This window comes from Caballeronia sp. INML2 (assembly GCF_023631365.1).
Classification (GTDB): domain Bacteria; phylum Pseudomonadota; class Gammaproteobacteria; order Burkholderiales; family Burkholderiaceae; genus Caballeronia; species Caballeronia turbans.
On the sequence record NZ_JALQDH010000049.1, the window covers coordinates 323,834 to 344,763 of the forward strand.

At 58.3% G+C, this 20,930-nt stretch carries 14 protein-coding genes and 2 pseudogenes; 10 read left to right on the top strand and 6 right to left on the bottom strand.

Going from position 1 to position 20,930, the window contains the following annotated elements; genetic code table 11:
• Positions 1–34: 34 nt before the first annotated feature.
• Positions 35–892: a bile acid:sodium symporter family protein gene (locus NCT32_RS19290; protein WP_061117951.1), complete on the top strand. Its 858-nt coding sequence runs from the start codon at positions 35–37 to the stop codon at positions 890–892.
• Positions 893–1,176: 284 nt separating this feature from the next.
• Here NCT32_RS19290 and NCT32_RS19295 read toward each other — a convergent pair whose 3' ends face one another.
• The 3 genes from NCT32_RS19295 to NCT32_RS19305 all read right to left on the bottom strand — a co-directional run bounded on the left by NCT32_RS19295 (position 1,177) and on the right by NCT32_RS19305 (position 3,678).
• Positions 1,177–1,419 (bottom strand): hypothetical protein, encoded by a 243-nt coding sequence (locus NCT32_RS19295; protein ID WP_061117950.1) that lies wholly within the window; start codon positions 1,417–1,419, stop codon positions 1,177–1,179.
• Positions 1,420–1,566: 147 nt separating this feature from the next.
• Positions 1,567–2,970, bottom strand: coding sequence for an alpha,alpha-trehalose-phosphate synthase (UDP-forming) (gene otsA / locus NCT32_RS19300; RefSeq protein WP_061117949.1), 1,404 nt, complete (start codon positions 2,968–2,970; stop codon positions 1,567–1,569).
• A gap of 117 nt (positions 2,971–3,087) precedes the next feature.
• Entirely contained in the window at positions 3,088–3,678 is a 591-nt protein-coding gene (locus NCT32_RS19305) for a hypothetical protein (RefSeq protein WP_061117948.1), read from the bottom strand.
• Positions 3,679–4,006: 328 nt separating this feature from the next.
• On the opposite strand from NCT32_RS19305, the gene NCT32_RS19310 reads away from it, so the two are divergent.
• The gene (locus NCT32_RS19310) at positions 4,007–4,636 is read left to right on the top strand and encodes a class I SAM-dependent methyltransferase (RefSeq protein WP_086960980.1); all 630 of its coding nucleotides are present in this window, start codon (positions 4,007–4,009) and stop codon (positions 4,634–4,636) included.
• Between the two features lie 112 nt (positions 4,637–4,748).
• Here the strand turns inward: NCT32_RS19310 and NCT32_RS19315 are convergent, their stop codons facing one another.
• Both NCT32_RS19315 and NCT32_RS19320 read right to left on the bottom strand, forming a co-directional pair.
• Positions 4,749–5,597 carry a formate/nitrite transporter family protein gene (locus NCT32_RS19315; protein WP_250477478.1) on the bottom strand — a complete coding sequence of 283 codons (849 nt, stop codon included), beginning with the start codon at positions 5,595–5,597 and terminating at the stop codon, positions 4,749–4,751.
• 287 nt (positions 5,598–5,884) lie between these two features.
• Positions 5,885–6,933 (bottom strand): annotated as a pseudogene (locus NCT32_RS19320) (chemotaxis protein CheB).
• A 474-nt stretch (positions 6,934–7,407) separates the two neighbouring features.
• Between NCT32_RS19320 and NCT32_RS19325 the strand changes: the two are divergent.
• From NCT32_RS19325 to NCT32_RS19360, 8 genes are all read left to right on the top strand, one after another.
• Entirely contained in the window at positions 7,408–11,211 is a 3,804-nt protein-coding gene (locus NCT32_RS19325) for a chemotaxis protein CheB (RefSeq protein ID WP_250477480.1), read from the top strand.
• A 368-nt stretch (positions 11,212–11,579) separates the two neighbouring features.
• Positions 11,580–12,650 (top strand): SDR family oxidoreductase, encoded by a 1,071-nt coding sequence (locus tag NCT32_RS19330; protein ID WP_061117943.1) that lies wholly within the window; start codon positions 11,580–11,582, stop codon positions 12,648–12,650.
• A 1,230-nt stretch (positions 12,651–13,880) separates the two neighbouring features.
• Positions 13,881–14,171 carry a 2Fe-2S iron-sulfur cluster-binding protein gene (locus NCT32_RS19335; RefSeq protein ID WP_086960972.1) on the top strand — a complete coding sequence of 97 codons (291 nt, stop codon included), beginning with the start codon at positions 13,881–13,883 and terminating at the stop codon, positions 14,169–14,171.
• A 37-nt stretch (positions 14,172–14,208) separates the two neighbouring features.
• Positions 14,209–14,964, top strand: coding sequence for an iron-containing redox enzyme family protein (locus NCT32_RS19340; RefSeq protein ID WP_061117942.1), 756 nt, complete (start codon positions 14,209–14,211; stop codon positions 14,962–14,964).
• 78 nt (positions 14,965–15,042) lie between these two features.
• Positions 15,043–16,320: an acetyl-CoA carboxylase biotin carboxylase subunit family protein gene (locus tag NCT32_RS19345; RefSeq protein ID WP_250477481.1), complete on the top strand. Its 1,278-nt coding sequence runs from the start codon at positions 15,043–15,045 to the stop codon at positions 16,318–16,320.
• Entirely contained in the window at positions 16,317–17,672 is a 1,356-nt protein-coding gene (locus tag NCT32_RS19350) for an acetyl-CoA carboxylase biotin carboxylase subunit family protein (RefSeq protein WP_061117940.1), read from the top strand. The genes NCT32_RS19345 and NCT32_RS19350 overlap by 4 nt, the downstream gene beginning before the upstream one ends.
• 112 nt (positions 17,673–17,784) lie before the next feature.
• Complete coding sequence (locus NCT32_RS19355) at positions 17,785–19,029, top strand: acetyl-CoA carboxylase biotin carboxylase subunit family protein (protein ID WP_061117939.1); 1,245 nt, start codon at positions 17,785–17,787, stop codon at positions 19,027–19,029.
• 10 nt (positions 19,030–19,039) lie between these two features.
• Positions 19,040–20,275 carry an MFS transporter gene (locus tag NCT32_RS19360; RefSeq protein WP_061117938.1) on the top strand — a complete coding sequence of 412 codons (1,236 nt, stop codon included), beginning with the start codon at positions 19,040–19,042 and terminating at the stop codon, positions 20,273–20,275.
• A gap of 39 nt (positions 20,276–20,314) precedes the next feature.
• On the opposite strand, the pseudogene NCT32_RS37615 reads toward NCT32_RS19360, so the two are convergent.
• Positions 20,315–20,688 (bottom strand): annotated as a pseudogene (locus NCT32_RS37615) (tyrosine-type recombinase/integrase); the annotation flags it as partial.
• Positions 20,689–20,930: the final 242 nt, after the last annotated feature.

Below are 20,930 nucleotides of genomic sequence, written 5' to 3' on the forward strand. Positions count from 1 at the left end.
ATGGTCGCTGTACCTATTCAAAGGTGGCAGTGTCGTGACTGAAACCCTGATAGTCGTGCTCAAGCTCTCTATCGGCGTGTTGATCGCCTGTGTCGGTGCTGGAACTTCGTTTTCCGAACTGACCTACGTATGGCGACGTCCCGGTCTATTGCTCCGCTCTCTTGCAGCGATGTACCTTCTCGTCCCTCTGGTCGCCTTCGGCCTTGTGCTGATTATGCCGATCGAGCGAGGGGTCAAGGCGGCGATGCTCGCGCTCGCTGTGTCTGCGGGCGCCCCGCTGCTTCCAAAAAGATTAAAGACACTGCATAGCGCGCAATACATCTTTAGCCTGCTGATCACATCCTCGCTCGTCGCAATTGCCGCCGTACCTGTGTGGACCGCGTTACTGAGCGCCTACTTCGACGTGGAAGTAACGCTGACCGTACGTACTGTCGTGACGGACATTGCCAAAACTATTCTTCTGCCGATCCTGGTCGGCATGGGGCTTCGCCTGATTTTTCCAGTCTTATCGGAACGGCTGTCGAACCGGGTCATGACGGTCGCCTGGGTTGTCCTCGCCGTCTCGGGCATTATTCTGCTGTTTGTCCATAGGGAACACCTGGCGGGTCTCACCTGGCAAGGCGTGTTCTCACTCGTAGGACTCATGGTTGGGGCACTGTTCATCGGCCAGATTCTTGGAGGGCCAGACGCCGATGAACGAACGGCGCTGGCGATCGCGTGCGCAATGCGGCACGTGGGTATAGCGTTGGTGGTCGCGTCGGAGTTCGTCGGGGTGAAAACATTGGTACTTGTCGTGGCGTACTTCGTCACCGCCTTCATTGTGTCGAGCATCTATTTGAGATGGCGACGACGGCGATTCCTGAGCGTTGATGGCGAGGGACTCTTTCGATAACCCGTGCTACCGCGGTCGAGTTATGCCGTGCGATTGACCTATACGCAGGTTCGCTGGCGGCCGTGGCTTAGTCACGGTCGTTGACTCATTCATTTCGCTAAAGCCACCCCGCCCATGCGAGAGGGCACCAAGACGTCCCACTCGAGCCTGCGCCCGCGACACACCGCCTAAAGCCCATAACCTCAGGAAACGAATGACGCACTTCCGATGCGTCTTGTGGATTGCAGATCCGCCGGATGGTTTGACTATCGATACGGGAAAACGCGCGGTGTAATGTCAGACCTTTAAATCTCCGAGCCGTCCGCTTTGCCATCAATGACGTCTTTAGCCAGCCGCGTGAGTCGGCTGAGAGCTTCCGCTTCCGAGAATACGGCGGTCCGCCAGGCAGGCGTGAACTGCCTGTCATCATCAGCGTCACCCACCTCACGCGTGATAACAAACGTGCCCGAGTACGCGCCGCTATCGTCAGGACCGGTCACATCCACACTGATATTGCATTCCTTGTATGTCGAGTTTTGGGCTGTCATTACCCCTCCTTCGCAATAGTCGAGGATTCCAACATGACAAACGAACTCACCAGTCAAGTGGGAGCTTCGTTGTTGTCGCGAAGCGCCGTACGCACCTCATCCGATAACACAGGATAGCCTCTCCGACTGTGGCGTGAAGCGACTCGTTCAACTCTTCCCTGAAGCCGTCTCTGTCTCGGCGAGCGCCTTCAGGAACGTCTCGGACCACCAGCGAACGTCCTGCTCTCGGACTCGGTTCGAAAGCGCCGCATGTCGATTGATGCGTTCATCGAGCGGCATGACCAATGCCCGTTGAATGGCGTCTGCCGTGCCCTGCGTATCATAGGGGTTGACGAGCAGCGCCTCGGTTAGCTGCTCGGCCGCACCGGCGAAACGCGAAAGCACCAACATGCCCGGGTCAGCCGGATCCTGAGCAGCGATGAACTCCTTCGCCACCAGGTTCATGCCGTCGCGCAACGGCGTCACCAGCGCAACACGACTCGCGCGATAGAGTCCCGGCAGTCGTTTGCGAGCCACATTGCGATGAATGTACCTGACCGGCATCCAGTCCAGTTCTCCAAAGTCACCGTTGATTGCGCCGCACAGGCTGTCCATTTCACGGCGAAGATCGTCGTACGCCCCGACATCTTCGCGGCTCGGCGACGCGATCTGGATCAACGTAGCGCTGTCACGATTTTCCGGATAGCGCTCCAGTAGTTGTCGGAAAGCGTGAATCCTTTGCGGTAGTCCCTTCGAGTAATCGAGTCTATCGACGCCGAGAAGCAAGCGCCGCCGCGAGTATTCCTCACGCATGCGTGCAAACATCTCGCGCCCTTCCCTGGCCCGGGCGAGGCGCGCAAAGTCCTCGACGTCTATGCCAATCGGGTAGGCCCCGACCTGTAGCGTGCGATCGAACGCACGGAGGTGGTTTGGACCCAGGCGAACGGCCCGAGCCTCTGATTCGACATAGTGCGAAAAGTGCGTGACATCGGACTGCGCCTGGAAGCCGACGAGATCGTACGCGAAGAGCGAACGCATGAGCCATTCGTGCTCGGGGATCGCCGCCATGATCAGTGGAGGCGGCATCGGAATGTGCAAGAAAAAGCCGATGCGATGTTTGCAGCCGGCCGAACGTAATTCGGCGGCCAGCGGGATCAGATGATAGTCATGCACCCATACGATGTCATCTGGCTTCAACAATGTCAGCAGCTTGCGGCCGAACAACTGATTCACGCGCCGATAACCTTGCGCGAAGCGCGTGTCGAACTTCGCGAGATCCAGACGGTAGTGACATACTGGCCAAAGCACACCGTTGGAGTATCCCAAGTAGTAGCTGTCGTGATCCGCACGGGTCAGGTCGAGCGTCGCCAGTGTCACATTGCCGCTCGTATGAACATCGAGCTCGTGCTGTTCGTTAGCGTCACCTTCCACAGTGTCGCTGAGTTTGCCGCTCCAGCCGAACCAGAGTCCCCCTGTTTGTTCGAGGCTTTCCCGCAGGGCGACCGCGAGGCCTCCTGCCGCAGCTTTGCGAGGATCGGCGGTACGGTTTGATACGACCACCAGACGGCTCATATCGGGCTCGGGTTGGCATTTGAATCGAATATCGCGGAAGACCTTTAAGCGCCGGGTTTCAGTCTATAGTTCCGTTTCCGCAGCGGCGCCCCGCATCCGCATCGGGCGCCGATGCCTCTAACGCGACTTCACGTCCGCCTCGCCGTTTATCCATGGGCGCAGAGCCTCGGGCGTGCGCATATCGGCCGGCACCTCGAAGTCGCGCGCCGCACCGCGCATCTCCTCGGCCGACCGCGGGAATCCGGTGCGCATACTGTATAGCGTCACATAGCGCTCGGTGTCCGCCTCTGCGGCATCAGCTGATCTGTCGGCGGACAGTGTGACGCCCGTATATACATCGAGCGCTGTCACGGCCAGGAGATTCGTGACCGCGCCGATGGCGCGCCCCCGGCCCTCCGACGCAACGCCATCGGACTGCGAGGCGACTGTGGCGAGATCAAGGACGTCGCCACCGACGCGCGCCCACACATACGGCGCAGGATTGCGCGACATCAAAATGCCGATTCCGCAAGCGATCTCACGAAGTCCATAGAGACGCACGAGCGCCCGGCTGCTGCCTTCGAGTCCCGCCGCGCGCGCAACCGTTCTCGGCGCAAGCAGTTCGGCGGCGCCTAACGCCAGGCTGTACCACCCGAGCCCGCGTGCGAGCGAGCGCGTCTCGGATGCGGAAAGAAGTGCACTTCGTGCGGGATCGCTACGAGGGTTCATGGATTCACCTGACCTTGATTGTCAACACTGCATGACTTTCGGTTTGAGGACGACCCTGACACACCGTCCTTCTTGTCGCCCAACGTCTTGGACATGGCGGCACCGTCGGAAGAGGCAACGTATGCGTTATCACGCGTCGTTCCATCGGATGACGTAGGTCTGCCCATGCGCCATTTTCTTCGCGCGCAATCGCTATTCCCGCGACGCTGCCCGATGGTCGGACGCACCGAACGCAAGCAGAAACCCTCAGGCACCTCATATGCTCGCGTTAAACAAACATCACATACGCACGTCAAAGGGGCTCGACCAATCATAGCGGCGTCAAAGAATGAGAAATTTTGCCTTTTCAAACTGGACTTTTCTGCGCCGCCACCTGGTTTTTTTCAGGGAGGCCTTACTGCACCCTTGGTCAGCTGGCGCGATCTTTCCAAGTTCACGACGTCTCGCGGAAGCAATGGCACGGCCGGTGCCGCTTGCCGGCACCGGCCCTGTCGTGGAACTAGGCGCCGGCACGGGCGCAGTGACCCAGGCCTTGCTCGATCGCGGTGTCCGCCCAGAACGCCTGCTTGTCGTCGAGCGCGCGCCGGCCCTTGCCGCCCATTTACGGGCACGATTCCCGCAGCTTCGAATCATCGAAGGCGATGCACGAAACCTCTCGAGCTTTTTGACGGACCCTGGTCGGATCGACGCCGTCGTGTCCAGCGTGCCACTTCGTTCGTTGCCTTACGCCGAATCGCGTTCAATGGTCGCGCACTGGTGCAGCGTACTTCCGACCGGGACGCTGTTGATTCAGTTCACTTATGCGCTGTACGGTCCACCAAGACATCTCAGCCATGAATTCGTCGAGTTGTCGTCCGAGGTCACGTGGCTGAATCTCCCTCCGGCCAGGATACTCACACTCGCGCTTCGAACACCGCCTTCCACGCGCGCAAGTATTGCGCCGGCAGTACAGGGCTGAGAGCAATGGGCCGTCGCAAGGTCGGCCGCTTGCGTGCGCTGACGTTGAATCGCTCTTGCCTTTTTTAGCAGAACACTTGCGTCGGCACACATGGCGCGGAGGTTTGCCCAGCCTAGGTTGCATCACCGCCCGTAATTTCCGGCGCGATCGCTGCGTGGTTGATGAGCGCAACGAGCGATATGCCTCCAATTACATTACCGATCAAAGTCGGAATGAGGAAGACAAAGAAGTAGTCGCCGAGGCCGACAGCGCCGCTGAAGACGGCATAGAGGCCCTCCACCGATCCGGCAATTACATGGGACAAATTGCAGGCGGCAACCACATAGGTGATCAACAAGACGGTCAAAAGCCGCGCTGAGCGCGCGCTGGGTAATAGCCATACCATGAGCGCGATCAGCCAGCCCGCCAGCACTGCCCGCACGACGGTCACGCCGAAGCTGCCAGAGAACGGCGCTTCGGCGACGCGATCGAGTGATGCTTGAACGTCCGTGGAAAATACACCAGGCAACTGGAGCATCGCCGCGAAGCAGGCTGTTCCAATCAGGTTCCACGTTAGTACGATCCCCCAGAGGCGAAGCGCCTTCACGACTGTTTTCAGATCACGGCGCGTCAGCACTGGAAGCACAACGCTGAGCGTGCTCTCCGTAAACAGCTGTTGCCGACCGAGAATGACGATCACAAAACCGATGGTGTAACCGAAGCTCGAAACAAGCGGCCGCCACTCACTGTCGGGCAGTTCACCATCAAGGACCGCCTGCATCAGGAATGAAAAACCCATCGACAGACCCGCCGCGAGCGCCGACCATGTAAGCGCGGAAACCGTGCGTTCCATGGCTGCCTCGCCCTCTTCCCGCACTATTTCGTGGATGACGAGCGCGGCAGGCGTCGAGTGGTCGGCAGCCTGTTCTTGCTCACCTTTATTAAGGTGAGGCGAATTGGAACCCGCTTCTGTGTCAGACATGGAACCTCCAGTTTGAGTGGATCGATTTCGATAAGTAGCCATCCTTCATGGAGGGTCGAAAGACCTCCGCTCCAGTGTCGGCATTGCTGTGGAGAGAATCAGAAAGTCCGCCAGGTGCACGGGTATCGTCTGCGATTGAACTCAACACCGCAGTGTGGATGGCCGTGATACATCGGAGGGAGTGGGATTGGTGCAGGGCGTCAGTGCTGCCTTCCGAGCGGCGCAATATGTTCAGGGGCATCCACTCCTTATTTAGAGCCGTCGTCTACTGAGGATAACTTTTTAACTTAAGAACCGATGCATGGACTCGATCTGTCGGTGAAACGTTGATCACACACGCCATGTACGGTGTCGCGCAGCAAGCCGTACGCGGCCTCTTCGGCCACAACGAGGCTCTCGATTCGCGCGCTGATCGCTTCCTGCTCTGAAGCATCGTCGAGATTGACCAACTGCTGCTTCGCGAGCGTCAAGCGCTCCTGCAGGCCCCGAACGACAGACCACAGCGCATTCTCGGTCTGTTGCCGCTGGACCTCTTCGAGCGAGCGCCCTGAAAAGGCGTGGCCGGTGTGACACCTGTAGCGAAGCGGTGCGCTGTCACCAATGCGCCACACGACGCCACCGCATTCGGGGCAAGTCAACGGACTGCGGGAACCGATCGATTCGATGATGTCAACGCTCGACCTGCCCGTCGACGCGATTTGAGTTTCGATAGCGGCGATCCGCTGAATGTTCGATGCTTCGGGCTTCTCGACGACAGGTTGGTCCAGCAATGTCATGACGAACAAGGAGAGTTCCGCGACGGAAGCAACGACATCGGGTTTGACCGCGCGCAGTGCGTTTAACGGCATGCCTGGCGCCGGAGACTCTGCCGGGTCCTGTACTGCAACGAAGCCGCCGCACGCATCCACCGCCTTGAGGCCCGCCGCGCCGTCATCCAGATGAGCCGTGAGGATGATCCCGATGACGCGTGCACCATAGTTGACCGCAGCCGATCGAAACAACGGGTCGGCTGCTGGACGAGCGAAATTTTCCTTTGGACCGGCGATAAGAAGCGTTTTCCGTCCTGAACGATCAAGTGGCGGTCCGGCGGGGCGACGTACACGACGGAATCTTGGAACTCCTGTTCGTTCTCCGCGTGTTGAACGCGTAGAGCGCAGGATCTTTGCAGTATCTCCGGGAGGATGCTGGGCTGAGCGCCGACGTGCATCACCACGAATACGGACGCCGGAAGATCGGCTGGCCATGCCGATACAAGCGTGTTAAGCGCGGCACGCCCACCAGTCGAAGTCGCCACGACGATAATGTCACGCTTTTTCACGGGCCCTCCGCCCGTCATATACGTAGAGCAATAAAGGCGCCTGACGTCGGCACTGGGCGCGGCGGCCGTCGCGGTGTGTCGATACAGCCGGCAACGCTAATTAATCGCTTCGATTAGACTAACCTTGCAGTTGTAACGATAAGCGCTGCGGCGATGCGGTATCGACTTTGCTGAACCTTACGGACCGTGAAAACGTGGACCGCAGCGGCGATATGACCGAATCGACCACCGGGTGCTTACGCCGCGCCCATTGCTGCTAGCGCAAAACGTCGAGCGACTTGCCGACTGTCGGAATCGTTCGAGAGTGCCGGGCAAGATCGATGAACGGGGCGGAGCAGACCGCGGGACGGGTGCAGCGGCATGCGTCAGGCGCTATCGGTTAGCCGCAAGGACCCCTCCTTGAGGTGCGACTAGAAAGCGCGCATGTGGGGCCTACTGGTGCGTCGAGACGCAGGTGACCGACCGGCGGTTTTTTGCCATACGGGAGATGATGTGACCGACCCCGCAACGATGAGGACCGAGCCGGCATCGCCGGGTTTTCCAGTAGTCGGTATTGGCGCTTCTGCTGGCGGTCTCGAGGCAATTTCCGAGTTGATGTCGGAAATTCCGGCTGTGAGCGGCATGGCATTTCTCGTAGTGCAGCATCTCGATCCGTCCCGCCAGAGCCTGCTCGCGGAAATTCTTGCCAAGCGCATGGCCACGCGGGTGCAGGAAGCCGCCGACGACATGATTATCGAGGCAGACCATCTGTACACGATCCCCGCGAACAAACGAATGCTCGTGGTCGATCGCCGCATCCGGCTTCAACCCCGCGACGAGTCGCTCGGACCACCGATGCCGGTGGACGACCTGCTCGAATCGCTCGCCAAGGACCAGGGCGCCAACGCCATTGGCGTGATTCTCTCCGGGAGCGGCTCGGATGGTGCGCTGGGTCTTCAGGCGGTTCAAGTTCAGGGAGGTTTCACGTTCGCTCAGGACGCGTCGGCACTTTTTAACAGTATGCCGCATGCGGCAATCGGGCTCGGATGCGTCGATCGGGTGCTCGCACCGCATGAAATCGCAAAGGAAATAATCCGCATAGCGCGACATCCTCACCTGGGGTCAGTGGCAGGCGCGAAACCCGATGCGATTGAATCGGCTGAAACCAGTTTCCAAGCTATTTTCCGTCTGCTCCAGAACGCCTGCAATATCGACTTTACGCACTACAAACCCGGTACGATCCAGCGCCGGCTGTCGCGTCGCATGGCATTGCGGCAACTGACCTCCACAGCACAATACGTCAACGTGCTCGAATCGGAGCCTGCGGAAACCCTCGCATTGGGACGCGACCTGCTGGTCCAGGTTACCGAATTCTTCCGCGATCCCGAGACGTTCGAGGTGTTGACCCAGACTGTTTTCCCCCGCCTCATGGGTGATGACGCAGGCAAGACACTGCGGATCTGGGTGCCAGGGTGCGCGACCGGCGAGGAAGTCTATTCCATTGCCATTTGTCTACTTGAATACCTTAGTCAGCGCGCGCAGGTTCCGTCAGTCCAAATCTTCGGCACCGACATCAGCCCTGGACCGCTGGACACGGCGCGCGCCGGCCGGTACATCGAGAACATCGCGCGAAATGTGTCGCCCGAACGCCTGGAGCGGTTCTTTGTACGCGATGGCAAATACTACTGCGTTGACAAAGCTGTCAGAGATCTCTGCACGTTCGCACGCCACGACGTGGTGAGCGACCCGCCGTTTTCGCGGATGAACCTGATCAGCTGCCGAAATTTGTTGATCTACCTGAGTGCGCCCGCCCAACGCAGTGTAATGCCGCTCTTTCACTACGCGCTAAAACCGGATGGTGTACTGATGCTGGGCCCATCCGAGACGGTCGGCGCCTTCTCCGAACTCTTTGGCGTCGTCGAGAACAAGCGCAGCAAGGTGTATAGCAAGAAGCCCCGCATGAGTTCGCCTGCCGAGATGCGCCTTGCGCCGCGACTGGTTCCTTCGACCGCCGTCCGTTCTCCTAACGTCTCCAGCGATGAGTCGGAACCCGTCGACGCATCATTACTTCGCGCCGAAGTCGATCGTCTCTCGCTCGCCCGCTATGTCCCGCCGTCCGTACTATGTGACGATGATCTGAACGTCATCGAGTTTCGAGGGGACACCTCCGCCTATCTGACCAACCCGAGCGGTCCGCCGATCACCAATCTTCAGCGACTGGCGAAGCCCGAAATCTTTCCTGCTCTCAACGACGCGATCAGGCAGGCGCGGCAGGAGGGTGTTGTCGTTCGTAAGGCCGATCTGAAAACCGCGCGTACTAGCGGGTTGGTGACCGCCAGCCTCGAGGTTCATCCGGTCCAGACCGCCGAAGCGGCGGGCCGCTGGTTTTTGACGTTTTTTGAAGGCAGCCTGAAGAGTTCGGATACCCTGTCGACGCAAAAGGATGAGCCGTTGAAGTCCCTGATGTTGCAGACGTTGCGCCAACGTCTGGGGCGCAAGGTCGTCTCACAGGGCGCGGATCCGAAAGACGAAGAGATCGTCCGACTGAACGCCGAGGTCGGCGCCATGCGAACGCAGCTTCGAACCATGCTCGCGGAACACGAAAGCGCACGCGAAGAGCTCAAGTCAAGCGAAGAAGAACTGCTATCAAGTAACGAAGAATTCCAGAGCACCAATGAAGAGCTCGAAGCGGCGAAAGAGGAGTTGCAGTCACTGAACGAAGAACTCTCGACGACCAACGATGAGCTGCGCTATCGCAATCAGGAACTCAAGACGACTCACGACGATGTGGTGCGAGCACGTGACTATGCCGACGCGATCATCGACACGATGTCCGACCCGCTGCTGGTGCTGGAGCCAGACCTGCGCGTTACGCGGGCTAATCGCGCGTTCTACGAAACCTTCCGGACGACGTCCGATACCACGATCGGTGCGATGCTCTATTTGTTGGGAAATGGACAGTGGGATATCCCGGGCCTACGCGAGTTGCTCGAAAATATTCTCCCGCGAAAAGCCATCGTTCGCGACTTCGTGATTACGCATGTATTTGAGGAAATTGGGTCGCGCACGATGCGGCTCAATGCTGCCCGCGTGGTCGGACGAGTGCATGAACTGATCGTGCTCACCATTGAAGACATTACGCAACATCAGCGGTTGGTTGACCGACTGGAAGCGGCCGACCATCAGAAAGACGAATTCCTTGCGATGCTGGCGCACGAACTGCGCAACCCCCTCGCGGCGATCAGCAACGGGCTTGCGATATGGGAGCGGATGGACGTCGACGCCGACACTGAGCAACGCGCCCGCGATTCTGCAAAGCGGCAGTTGAAGCACGAAATCGGCTTGGTCGACGACCTTCTGGACGTATCGCGCATTACACGCGGCATCATCAAGCTCAAAGTCGAGCCCGTCGATCTGGTGCAGATCGTGCGCCACGGCGTGGCCACCATCCGCACAGAAAGCGACGCACGCCGGCACCGGCTGTCACTTGCCTTACCGGCTGAATCACTGATGGTCGAAGGGGACTCGATGCGGCTCGAACAGATTGTCGTCAACCTGCTTGGCAATGCGATCAAATACACCTTGCCTGGCGGAGAAATTGCTGTGTCCCTTACGCGCGACGACGGTCAGGCAACGCTGACAGTCCAAGACAACGGTATCGGCATGGCGGCGGACTTTTTGCCAACGATCTTCACTGTCTTTGTCCAGGCGGAACGCTCGCTTGACCGTAAGTCTGCCGGGCTGGGTCTCGGCCTTGCCCTCGTGCAGCGACTCGTTCATCTGCATCACGGAACCGTACGCGCCTCGAGCGAAGGGCTGGGACGCGGCAGCCAGTTCGTTGTTCGACTTCCAGCGCTTCCCGCAGAAGACATCGAGGTGGAGCATTCCCCTGCAGTCGCCCTGCCGATTCGCGCACAACCGACGCGCCCTCGACGGATCCTTATTGTGGATGACAATGCAGACGCAGCCGAAAGCACCGCCATGCTGCTCAAGCTGGACGGGCACGAAGTCCAGGTCGTGCAGGACGGCCCAACTGCCTTGCTGCGCGCGAAGGACTTTCGTCCTGACATCGTCCTACTCGATATCGGGTTGCCGGACATGGACGGCTACGAAGTGGCTCGCCGGCTGCGCGCGACGCCCGATTTTGCAGACACCATGCTGATCGCGCATAGTGGATACGCGGGGGAGGAGCATTTCGAGCGCGCGAGACAGGCGGGCTTCGATCATCACCTGGTCAAGCCCGCCAGCATCACTCAGTTAAACGAACTGATCGTCGAATCGGGCAATACACGAAACCGGCTAGGCAGCGTTTCGTAGGGGGACGCTCGATGCAGCGCGCGATCTCGGCGCGCCATTGCCCTGCGACACCGCTTCAGCGCATTTGTCGCGAGCCGCCCGCGCTTGCCTCGCAGGGGGCGCTACCGAGATCCTTCTGGACCGACATCGAGGTCGTCGGTCGATCTACAACCGTCTTCAGATGTTTTGCGGGCGCTTTGGACTGGAAGCTCCGATCACACCTGCACGTATGGCCGGCGCCGCTCCCATCCCCACGGCCGCTAAAAGAACCGCTCGACCGTCTTTTTTTCCGCGCACCTCGGTGCAAGCAGACTTTTCGGCCAAGCCTCACACTTACATGAGCAGTCCACGCGGACGGCCTCGATTAATTCAAAACACAGTGAGATGCAATGGACAAGCGAGCACTAATCATCGGCGGCACCGGCATCGTCGGACGCAATCTTGCCGAGCACCTTCAGTCGCGCGGTGACTGGGCGATTGCCGGGCTGTCACGCGGTCGCACGGCCCCGCCTGCCGGCGTGGAATCGATCACCGCCGACCTCACATCGACGACATCGGTCGCGGACGCTCTGAAGGGGCGGCAGTTCAGCCATGTCTTCTTCACTGCATGGTCGCGCCAGGCGACCGAAGCCGAAAACATCCGCGTCAACGGAGCAATGGTCGCGAATGTGCTCGCGGCGCTGGGCCCCACTGGCGCTCTGTCGCACGCAGCCCTCGTTACCGGCTTGAAGCACTATCTCGGTCCTTTCGAGGCCTATGCCCAAGGCAGCGTTCCGACAACCCCGTTTCGCGAGGAACAGGGCCGGCAACCGGTCGACAATTTTTACTACGAGCAGGAAGATCGGCTTTTCGATGCCGCGCGCCAGTACGGATTCAGCTGGAGCGTACACCGTCCGCACACCATCATCGGCTATGCAGTGGGCAACGCCATGAACATGGGCGTCACGCTGGCCGTCTATGCGACGCTATGCAAGGAGACTGGCGAACCCTTCCTGTTTCCGGGCTCGGCTGCGCAATGGAACGGCCTGACCGACATGACCGACGCCCGTCTGCTCGCGCGGCACCTCGAATGGGCTGCCACGTCTGCCTCGGCCCGCAATGAGGCGTTCAATGTCGTCAACGGGGACGTGTTCCGATGGAAATGGATGTGGGCGCGCATCGCGGAGTATTTCGGCGTGGAGCCGGCACCCTTCGACGGACACATTCGACCGCTTGAAAGCCGCATGCATCGCGCTCGCCAGACCTGGGCGGACATCGCGGCACGCTACGCGCTCGCCGAGCACGATATCGATAACCTCGTCTCGTGGTGGCATACGGACGCCGACCTCGGCCGCCCGATGGAAGTGCTGACGGACATGTCGAAGAGCCGCAAGCTCGGATTTCTCGATTACCAGAGCACGCCCGATGCGTTCTTCAATCTGTTCGACCGGCTGAAGCGCGAGCACATCATTCCTTCCTGAGCCGCCGATGCCATGGGCAACGCACGCCCTCGAACGTTGTCATGCAACGCCCTCTCTGAAAGCGCTGTGCGTGCGCAAGTTATAAAAGCATTCCTCCATCGTCGCAATGACGATCGACGCGACAGTGGCCGGACTCGCTTGCTGGAGCCAGGTGCTCGCGCGTCGACAGTCCTACCAAATTACACGCCGTTGGCCGCGAGTGACGCCGCTCGCGCTGCGCGTCAATAACGCTGAGCGTTGGCCGGGTTCGCCTACCGCGGCTCACGTGCGTGAGCATCGCGAGCTTGCGCCAACTTTTCCATGGAACGTCGGGAACCACCGCGCGTCCGTCTCGTCTTGTCGTGAAATACGGCATGGTCCGCCGGCAGCGGCCTATCGCTTGTCGAATTTCGTCGTGCATGCAGCAGCAGTCACATCCCGCCGATCAGACGCAACGAACGATACGGAGCAGCGCTCGACCTGTCAGGTGTAGAACGGCGCCGTGAATGCCAGATCCTCGACTATCTCGGACTTCTCTAAGTTTCGCTCGATTAGGTATCCTGTTGTTATCTCATTTCAACCTTGCAACTTCGGCAACGAGCGATAAGCGCAAACGCCTCCGATCATCGCGTAACGCTTGGCATCATCAGGCGCGATCATGTGAATGACCGTTATGGCGACACAGCCGTGCCGTTCTCTTGCATACGTAGACCACGTCGGCCGCCTGCTCCACGAGCGACACGGTCTCTCTGAGCGCTCGGCCTCTACCTTGGCATACACACTTCTGTGGGGATGTGGAAGCGATGTCGTCGTGGGATAACTGCACCCATGGAGCTGCGCATCGAATAAGCGTCGACGTTCGGCGATATAAGGCCTAGCGGTCGAAGTCTTGAATTACTCGCACCAAACAATATTGGTGAACAGTCACTTCCGGGAATACTTTCTGAATCCGAGGACCTGGTTTTATGTGGGCGCGCAACGCGCGTCCGTTTTCTGTTCCACTGGGACGCGTTTCATAATAGGAGTAGTCGTGCCACGCTCGCCTCTATTTTCACTCGACCTGCTAACTGATCCTGACGACAGGTGCGCGAAACCACGCGAATGGGATCGTCAAAGTTATCAAGAAGCCATCATCCCGTTTATTGATCCGGCTGGATCAAGTAGCGATGCAAATCCACTTTTGGATTCGGGCTTATTTTAATTAAACACGACAGGGAGACTTTTGGAATCCATCTAATCCAACTAACTCGTATGGCACTTTTACATATTTTTCCGCTTAACGTGACGGTTCATCTAGCCGAGTCGGCTCGTCTGAGTGATCTGGAGTTTGAACTGAGGGATAGTGACGTCATACCTGCTGGTTGCCGAGCAGGAGCTTGCGGTGCTTGCGTCATCGAAGTGCTCAATGGATTTGGCTGTCTCAGCGAGCCAACCGAACGGGAACTCAAGCTTCTAACCTTCCTCGGTTACGACGACGGAAGATTCAGACTGGCCTGCCAATGCAAAATTAATGGCACCGCCACCATCAACACCGAAATCTAGAATCCTATTTTTAAATTAGACGAACAGAGAAAATATCATGTCAAATCGAGTCCACAATGTCGGCTTTCCTAATTCCGTGCCTTTTATCAACACAAGCGAATCGTCGATGTTGAGAAAGGAAATAGACAAGATTATCGACCAGCAAGTCGAACTCTGGTATCAAACGGTTCCCTATGCCGCTCACCTTGAAGGTGAAGTAGTCGATCCGGATTACTATCGCCGCCATTTGATCGAGACCGCTTGGAGAATTCGTCTTTTGCGCGTCGTTGAGTCGAAGGCCCTTGCCGAAATCGCCAAGCGTAGTCCGAGGGCCGCGCAGATATGGGCCAATTACGAGCGGGAAGAAATGCTTCACGACCAGCTTTTTATCCAGGACCTGGCCAAAGCTGGGGTCAGCCGTGAGCAATTTCTGGCGACCGAGCCATATTTGTCCACCAAATTGCTTTCTGGATTTTTCTCCTATTTGCTCGATCATGAAGATCCTCTCGGGGTGGTGGCGTATTCGTACCTGGTGGAATACGTCAATGTAAAGCTCGAGCCCAGAAAGATCGATGCTCTCAAGCAATCCGTGGGCGAAGACAACATATCGGGCCAGGTCGCGCATTCTCACACGGATATCAATGACGACCATCCAGGTGAAGTCTGGGACGTGATTCGTCATCTGCTCAGAAACGACGAAGACATCGAGCACTTGAAGCGATACCTTGGCGAGCATCAGAAAGTGCTGGGACTCTATTTCACCGAGTTGTACGAAGACGTGATGGAACCCAAGCTTCGGAAGGCAGCGGCATAAGAGGAGAAGGTGATGACCAAAGAAAGGAATGGCGTTCTACTGCTAAGCCATTGCGGATTTTCCTTTATGGAGGATCTCTTGGAATCGGTCAAGGCCCGAGGCTTCCGCGGCATCGTTCTGTCGTCACGGCCACTGCCCGAAGTCGAGGCGACGCGCCTTGTGGAACTTGAACAGAAAGCGGACCGGCTGATTACAACGCAATCCCATGCCTTGACTGCCGAGGATGTCGAAGCCACGCTCAAAACTTTGCAAGCTGATGGCGAGACCCTGCTCTGCTGCATTTGCGTGTGGGAAGGCTACCGGGATCTCATGGCGCTGGCGAACCAGAACCTGGGTGTACCGGATCTTACGCCCGCCCAGGTCGGCATGCTGCGCAATAAGCGCGAATTGCGCAACACGCTGGAGACTTTGGGCCTCACGCGTGCTCGCGCTCACCGGTTGACCCCGGAAACGCTTGATGAACTTAAAGCGAGCGGTCGAAAACTGTTCGTCAAGCCAGTGTGTGGAATCGCCTCTTACGGCGCGTTTTCGTTGCGCCCCGAGACTACCTGGGAGGATCTCATCAAGGTCGCCGACGAAGCGTCCGACGATGTCATTTATCAATCGGCGTTTGGTAACCGACTCGAATTTCTAGCGGAGGACTACGTCCCTGGCCGGGAGTTCAGTTTTGAAGTCATCTTGAGCAACGGCGACGTGAGCGTACTCGCCGTACACGAAAAGTGCGAGCTGACCGAAAACGCCACGACCGTGCTCGAGAACAGTTGTGTATGCCCTCCCTGCAGCATCGATGCAGACGCGATAGCGCAAGGCCAGCGTTGGATCAACGAGATTTTTAAACAACTGGATTGCAAATGGGGTTGCTTTCATATCGAGGCACGCTTCGATACGGGTCGATGGGATTTGATTGAGATCAATCCGCGGGTTGGGGGGAGTCTGATCTCGGCGAGTGTGAAGTCGCTGAATGGTCAGCACAGCATGTTGGATCTCTGGTTGGATCTGCTGGTCGACGCGTCGCTGGGTCAGTCCGCACTGAACGCTCGGCGCAACAAGCTAAAAGCTTTGGCATTTGACATGGACGGCACGCAGCGTCATGCGAAGAGTACATTCTTTCGCGTTTATTTCGCCGAGCCGGGCAGGATAGAACATGTGGCCGTCGAAAATCACTTGCCCAAGCCCGTTGTTTCGCAGATTTTTCTGAAGGCGGGAGACGACGTGCAGGCGAGTTCTCGCGAGGTTTTCCTGGGCCAATTGTTGTGGCACTTTGACCTGGCCGAGCGTGAGACTCTATTGCCAGTAATAGTAAAGAATTCCAACAGCGCAGTCACTGTACGCTATGCGAAGGAGCGAGCACGATGATACATGCTCAACCAATCCTGCTACTCGTTGATTACAATCTTTCGCGGGTCGCAGATGTAAGGCAGATGGCTTGCTATGCGAAAGTCCGTTATGGTGCGCAGTCGCTACTCATCCGTTCTACGCCCACTGATGTCGACCGAGCGATCTGCGATGGCGTTATCGACCTCAATCCGCGCGACGACGACTTTGTTGAAAGGGCCCTCGTGGCACTCGCACCATACCGCGCACGACTTGCAGGTGGGCTGGTGTTTTCCGACAACGCTGTGCAAAGCGGGGCCTTGCTTCTCGAGGCACTTGGGCTAGCGGTGGATTCCGGCACCCTCGCTGAAGGGGCGTTCAGCAAGCACGCGTATCGGTCGCTTGAGCAGAGACATCGGGATATCTTCGGGCCTCAAGGGATGATGGTCCCGGATTGTGCACCGATCCGGAATCTGGCCGATCTAACTGAATTTGCCGTTCGGCATCCCGGGGGATTTGTCGTCAAGCCGAGCTGTGAAGGTAATAATCGGGGCGTGGTCACCATGCGCCAAGGAGACGACCTCGCCGCCGTTCTGAAGGAGGTTTCAACGTATCTCTCTGACGGTGTGATTTGCGAAGAACTCATTCCCTATCGCCGTGAATTTTCATTCGATGGAATCGGTAGCCTGTCCTTTATTACAGAAAAGATCAGCGCGACCGGCCGATACCCTGTCGAGCTCGGACAAGTCTTGCCAGCGCGAATCACACCTCGCGAACGGAATACGATATCGGTGGCCGGACGTTTGGCCAACTTGCTGGTCGGACAGCGCAATGGGCCGTTTCACAATGAAATCAAGCTTAGCGACGACGGCCATCGCGCAGCCGTTGTCGAACCGAATCGCCGGCCGGCAGGCATGAAGATCTGGACGATTGCGTCGCTGGTCTATCAAGTCAATCTTTACCACCTGTGGGTCGATCAGGCATTCGGCGAAGAAATTCCGCGCGAATTACCACAAGCCAGCCGCCAGGCGGCGACCGTGATGCTTGGGGTGGCGGAGGACACCGACGTCATCTCGGCGATGGGCGCTGACGCGAGCGTCTTGCTCGATCACGTAGTTTTGCCGTCGCTGCAAAGTCGCTTTCCATCTCTGCGAAGCGGTGACCTGGAATTGCATGAGTTCTGTTGGTTGCCGGCGGAAGCTCGGCGCATTCACGCCGTTCCCCGGGACAACGCTGATTTCATCGCACAGGTATGTCTGACGACGACCCGCGATGACATTGATATCCGGGATCTCGCGTCCAACCTGCAAACGGTTTGGAAAGCGTCGTTTCATCAATATGTACGCGGCTCATGCCTCCGCCAGGCGGTCGACGTCGCCCAGTGCGACGGATAGCGAAGCGGCGGCCAAAAGCTGTCGTGGCGCGTGATAAGAGCCGTTTCGGAAGGCAGCGCATGACGTATCGATCCAAAAGAGATTAACGCATTTATCAGCGAGGTCTGCTGTCGTGAGAATTCTTATTCTGCATCGTATCCCCTATCACAAGATCGATTATCACCTCGGCATCGATCATGATCGCCATGACGTTTACTACATCGGCACGGAGAAGAATCTTGCAACGATTCCCGCTTCGCTTCCGTGCAAACAACTGCTTCGCCCTGGTACCGATCGCGCGAGCGACGAAGTCATTGCCATTATCAAATCGCTCGACATCACGTTCGACCGGGTACTCTCACTGTCCGAATATGAATTGCTGGATGCCGCACGAGTGCGCGACGCACTGGGCATAAGCGGACCGGGAGTTGCGAAAGTCGAGAAGGTGCGCGACAAGTTGCTGATGAAACGTCTGGTCGCGCAGGCTGGCCTACGCGTTCCACGCGCCATCGCGCTGGCTGAGTTTATGGACAACCCCGGCATCGCCGACTGGTTCGGCAGAACCGTCCTCAAGCCGCTCGACGGTGCGTCAAGCGAAGACGTCGTGGTCTTCGACTCACCCTCTGCGATGCTCACGGCGCTGCACGACCACCGAACCGGCGTATATAGCCTCGACGACGCGACTCGCGCGTTGGCCACCGCGCGCTTTGAGATCGAAGAATTTGTTACCGGACCCATTCTGCATTTCGACGGACTCGTGACAGACAGTCGGGTCGCGGTTGTTGTCGGCAGCCGCTACGTGGGCACTTGCCTCGACTACGCGTCGGGCATGCCTCTGGGATCGGTGCAGATCGACGACGATCCGGTTGCACGCGAGTGGGTCCAGAAGGTCGTGTCAGCCGTTGAAATCCGTGACGGCAGCTTCCATCTCGAGGCAATCGATAATGGCGGTTCTCTGGTCTTTCTGGAAATAGCCAACCGCGTTGGGGGCGCCGACGTGGTAGACACTTTCAGAATGCGCACCGGCATACACCTGCCATCGTGCGAGCTGAAATTGCTGATCGGTGAAGCGGTTGAGCTGCGCACCACGCCTGATTCTGGCGTCCGCTACGGTTGGTTTGTGTTGCCAGGCCATCACATGCCTCGCGGAGGGTGCCATCTTCACGGATCGCAAGGGTTCGTCTCGCATCCCTGGATGGCTCGTTGGAATCAGCTCGCGCACGGCCAACCGCTGCCCCGGCACATTACCTATCAAGCCACCGAAGCTCCGGCTGCCGGCGTCATTGCTGGCCCGTCCACCCAAGATCTTGAACACCTGCTCAAGGATCTCTTTGCGTCGGTGCGGATCGAATCCCTGCCACTGGACGCGGCAGCCTAAGGAGAATGTTATGCAGCGCGGTGTAATCCTCCGGTTCTTGCTATCGCGGGCAGCCTCTTCGCTCGGAGACCAGTTCCTCATGTTCGCGGTGCCATTGATCGTGTACCGCAGCACGGGAAGCGTCGCCATGTCAGGCCTCGCGTTTTTTATCGAATGGTTGCCGCGAATCTGTTCATTGCCAATCGCCGGTAACCTGTGCGACCGGCTGGACAGTTGGCGCGTGTACGGCTTCGCGGACACGGCGCGCGCGATAGCCTGCGCATGTGTTGCCTGGCTGGCGTTGGCGACACCGTCGAATTCGTTTCCAATCATTGCGAGCTTGAGCGCGGTATGCGCGTTTTTCTATGCACAGGCGTTCATTGCGCTCGAATCGACCGTTCCGAGGCTCGTGATGCCGGAACAAATGCACAAGGCGCAGGCACTTTTGCAAGCCATCGATCAGACAGCCAGTATTGCGGGGCCAGCCTTGGCCGCGCTGCTTGCCGCGCGATTTCCGCCCAGCGGCTTGTTGTGGGTCGCTGCTTCGGTGTTCGGTCTCAGTGCGTTGTTGGTATGGTCATTGCGAAACGACCTTCATCGCACCGAACCGCGAAGTGCGGGACACCGACAGGGTTTCAATGCTGGCGTAGCTGCGGCCGTCGGAGTGTTACGTGACAAGCCTGTTCTCTGGGCACTGATCGCATTGAGCATGGGGGTGAACCTGATTGTCGGCGTCGCGCTAGCCACCGGTGCGGCGATTACCACTGGTCGGTTCGGGCTTTCGAACAGTCTGTTCGGATTTCTCCAGACCATCGTTGGAGCTGTTGCGCTCGCCAGCTTCTTGGCCGTTCCTTATCTGACGCGCCGTTTATCCGTCTACTGGATTGGTGTCACCGCGTTCGGAATGATCGTCGTAGGGGGGCTGCTTATGGGCATGGCATCGTCATTTCCGGTGTTTGTGCTGGGCTATGCGCTTAGTTTTGCGTCTTGCGGTCTATTCAATGTATATATCCGCACGGAGCGCGCGCACTGGATTCCCCGCGATCAACTGGGCAGGGTCCTGAGCCTGATCGTATTGCTGAATCAATTGAGCCTGCCCGTGGCCGGCTTGATTGTGGCCACATTCGGCGGCCGTCTCGGTGTTCAACCGATTTTCATCGCGGTCAGCATGCTCGGACTTCTGACTTACGCAGCGTTGTGGCGCTATCTGCAACGCAATTCACGTACGGCCGATTCGCTTCGCATGATGGTCGTCAAAGTCGAATGACGCACGGCTCGGCGTCACAGCGCATTGCCGTGGCGCGGCGACCCATTGATGTACCTTACGAGCGTATTGTCGCGTTGAGATATGCGGCGACCGAGAAAAGCGGCTTCCGAAAAGGTACTCCTCGGACCTCAACTCAGCTTTTTCGATCCATGCAGCGACCGCAACGCGAGCGTGCCCTGTAACCTCGAACTGCACGGGCCGTTTAGTCTTGCGCCGCATTATCATCGCGCGGGGAATATCTGATTGCCGTGCGTCACGTCGCGAACATGCAGGTTGAACGAGCTCGCACCCGCGCAGCTTGCTGTCGATCGCAAGATTGAATAGCGCTAGATCATTAACCCGTGCGCGTTCTGAAGGTAAATCCGGATTGCCCAGATCTCTTTCGGCTTCAGCGGCGGCTTTTGACCAACCAACTTGCCTTTGTTCCAGAGCTCACGGCTTAGATTAGAATCACCGCCCCGATTCGCGGAAAAGAGGCGACGCGATGAACCGGAATTGCAGGCGTCGCTCGCCGTCCCCATCGACGGTTGCACACCGGCTCCGCGGCAGCGCCGCCCGAAGGCAATGGATGTGTATTGGGCGGATTCAACCGGTCGTCGCAACACCTTTGATCGAGGAGGTGTTTATGGGACGACCAGCGGGTTGGATGAAGAAG

What these genes read in the sequence shown, in the direction of transcription:
- NCT32_RS19295 (WP_061117950.1), bottom strand. Translation starts at nt 1,419, where the DNA reads ATGACAGCCCAAAACTCGACATACAAGGAATGCAATATCAGTGTGGAT.
- otsA (WP_061117949.1), bottom strand. Translation starts at nt 2,970, where the DNA reads ATGAGCCGTCTGGTGGTCGTATCAAACCGTACCGCCGATCCTCGCAAA.
- NCT32_RS19305 (WP_061117948.1), bottom strand. Translation starts at nt 3,678, where the DNA reads ATGAACCCTCGTAGCGATCCCGCACGAAGTGCACTTCTTTCCGCATCC.
- NCT32_RS19310 (WP_086960980.1), top strand. Translation starts at nt 4,007, where the DNA reads ATGAGAAATTTTGCCTTTTCAAACTGGACTTTTCTGCGCCGCCACCTG.
- NCT32_RS19315 (WP_250477478.1), bottom strand. Translation starts at nt 5,597, where the DNA reads ATGTCTGACACAGAAGCGGGTTCCAATTCGCCTCACCTTAATAAAGGT.
- NCT32_RS19330 (WP_061117943.1), top strand. Translation starts at nt 11,580, where the DNA reads ATGGACAAGCGAGCACTAATCATCGGCGGCACCGGCATCGTCGGACGC.
- NCT32_RS19335 (WP_086960972.1), top strand. Translation starts at nt 13,881, where the DNA reads ATGGCACTTTTACATATTTTTCCGCTTAACGTGACGGTTCATCTAGCC.
- NCT32_RS19340 (WP_061117942.1), top strand. Translation starts at nt 14,209, where the DNA reads ATGTCAAATCGAGTCCACAATGTCGGCTTTCCTAATTCCGTGCCTTTT.
- NCT32_RS19350 (WP_061117940.1), top strand. Translation starts at nt 16,317, where the DNA reads ATGATACATGCTCAACCAATCCTGCTACTCGTTGATTACAATCTTTCG.
- NCT32_RS19360 (WP_061117938.1), top strand. Translation starts at nt 19,040, where the DNA reads ATGCAGCGCGGTGTAATCCTCCGGTTCTTGCTATCGCGGGCAGCCTCT.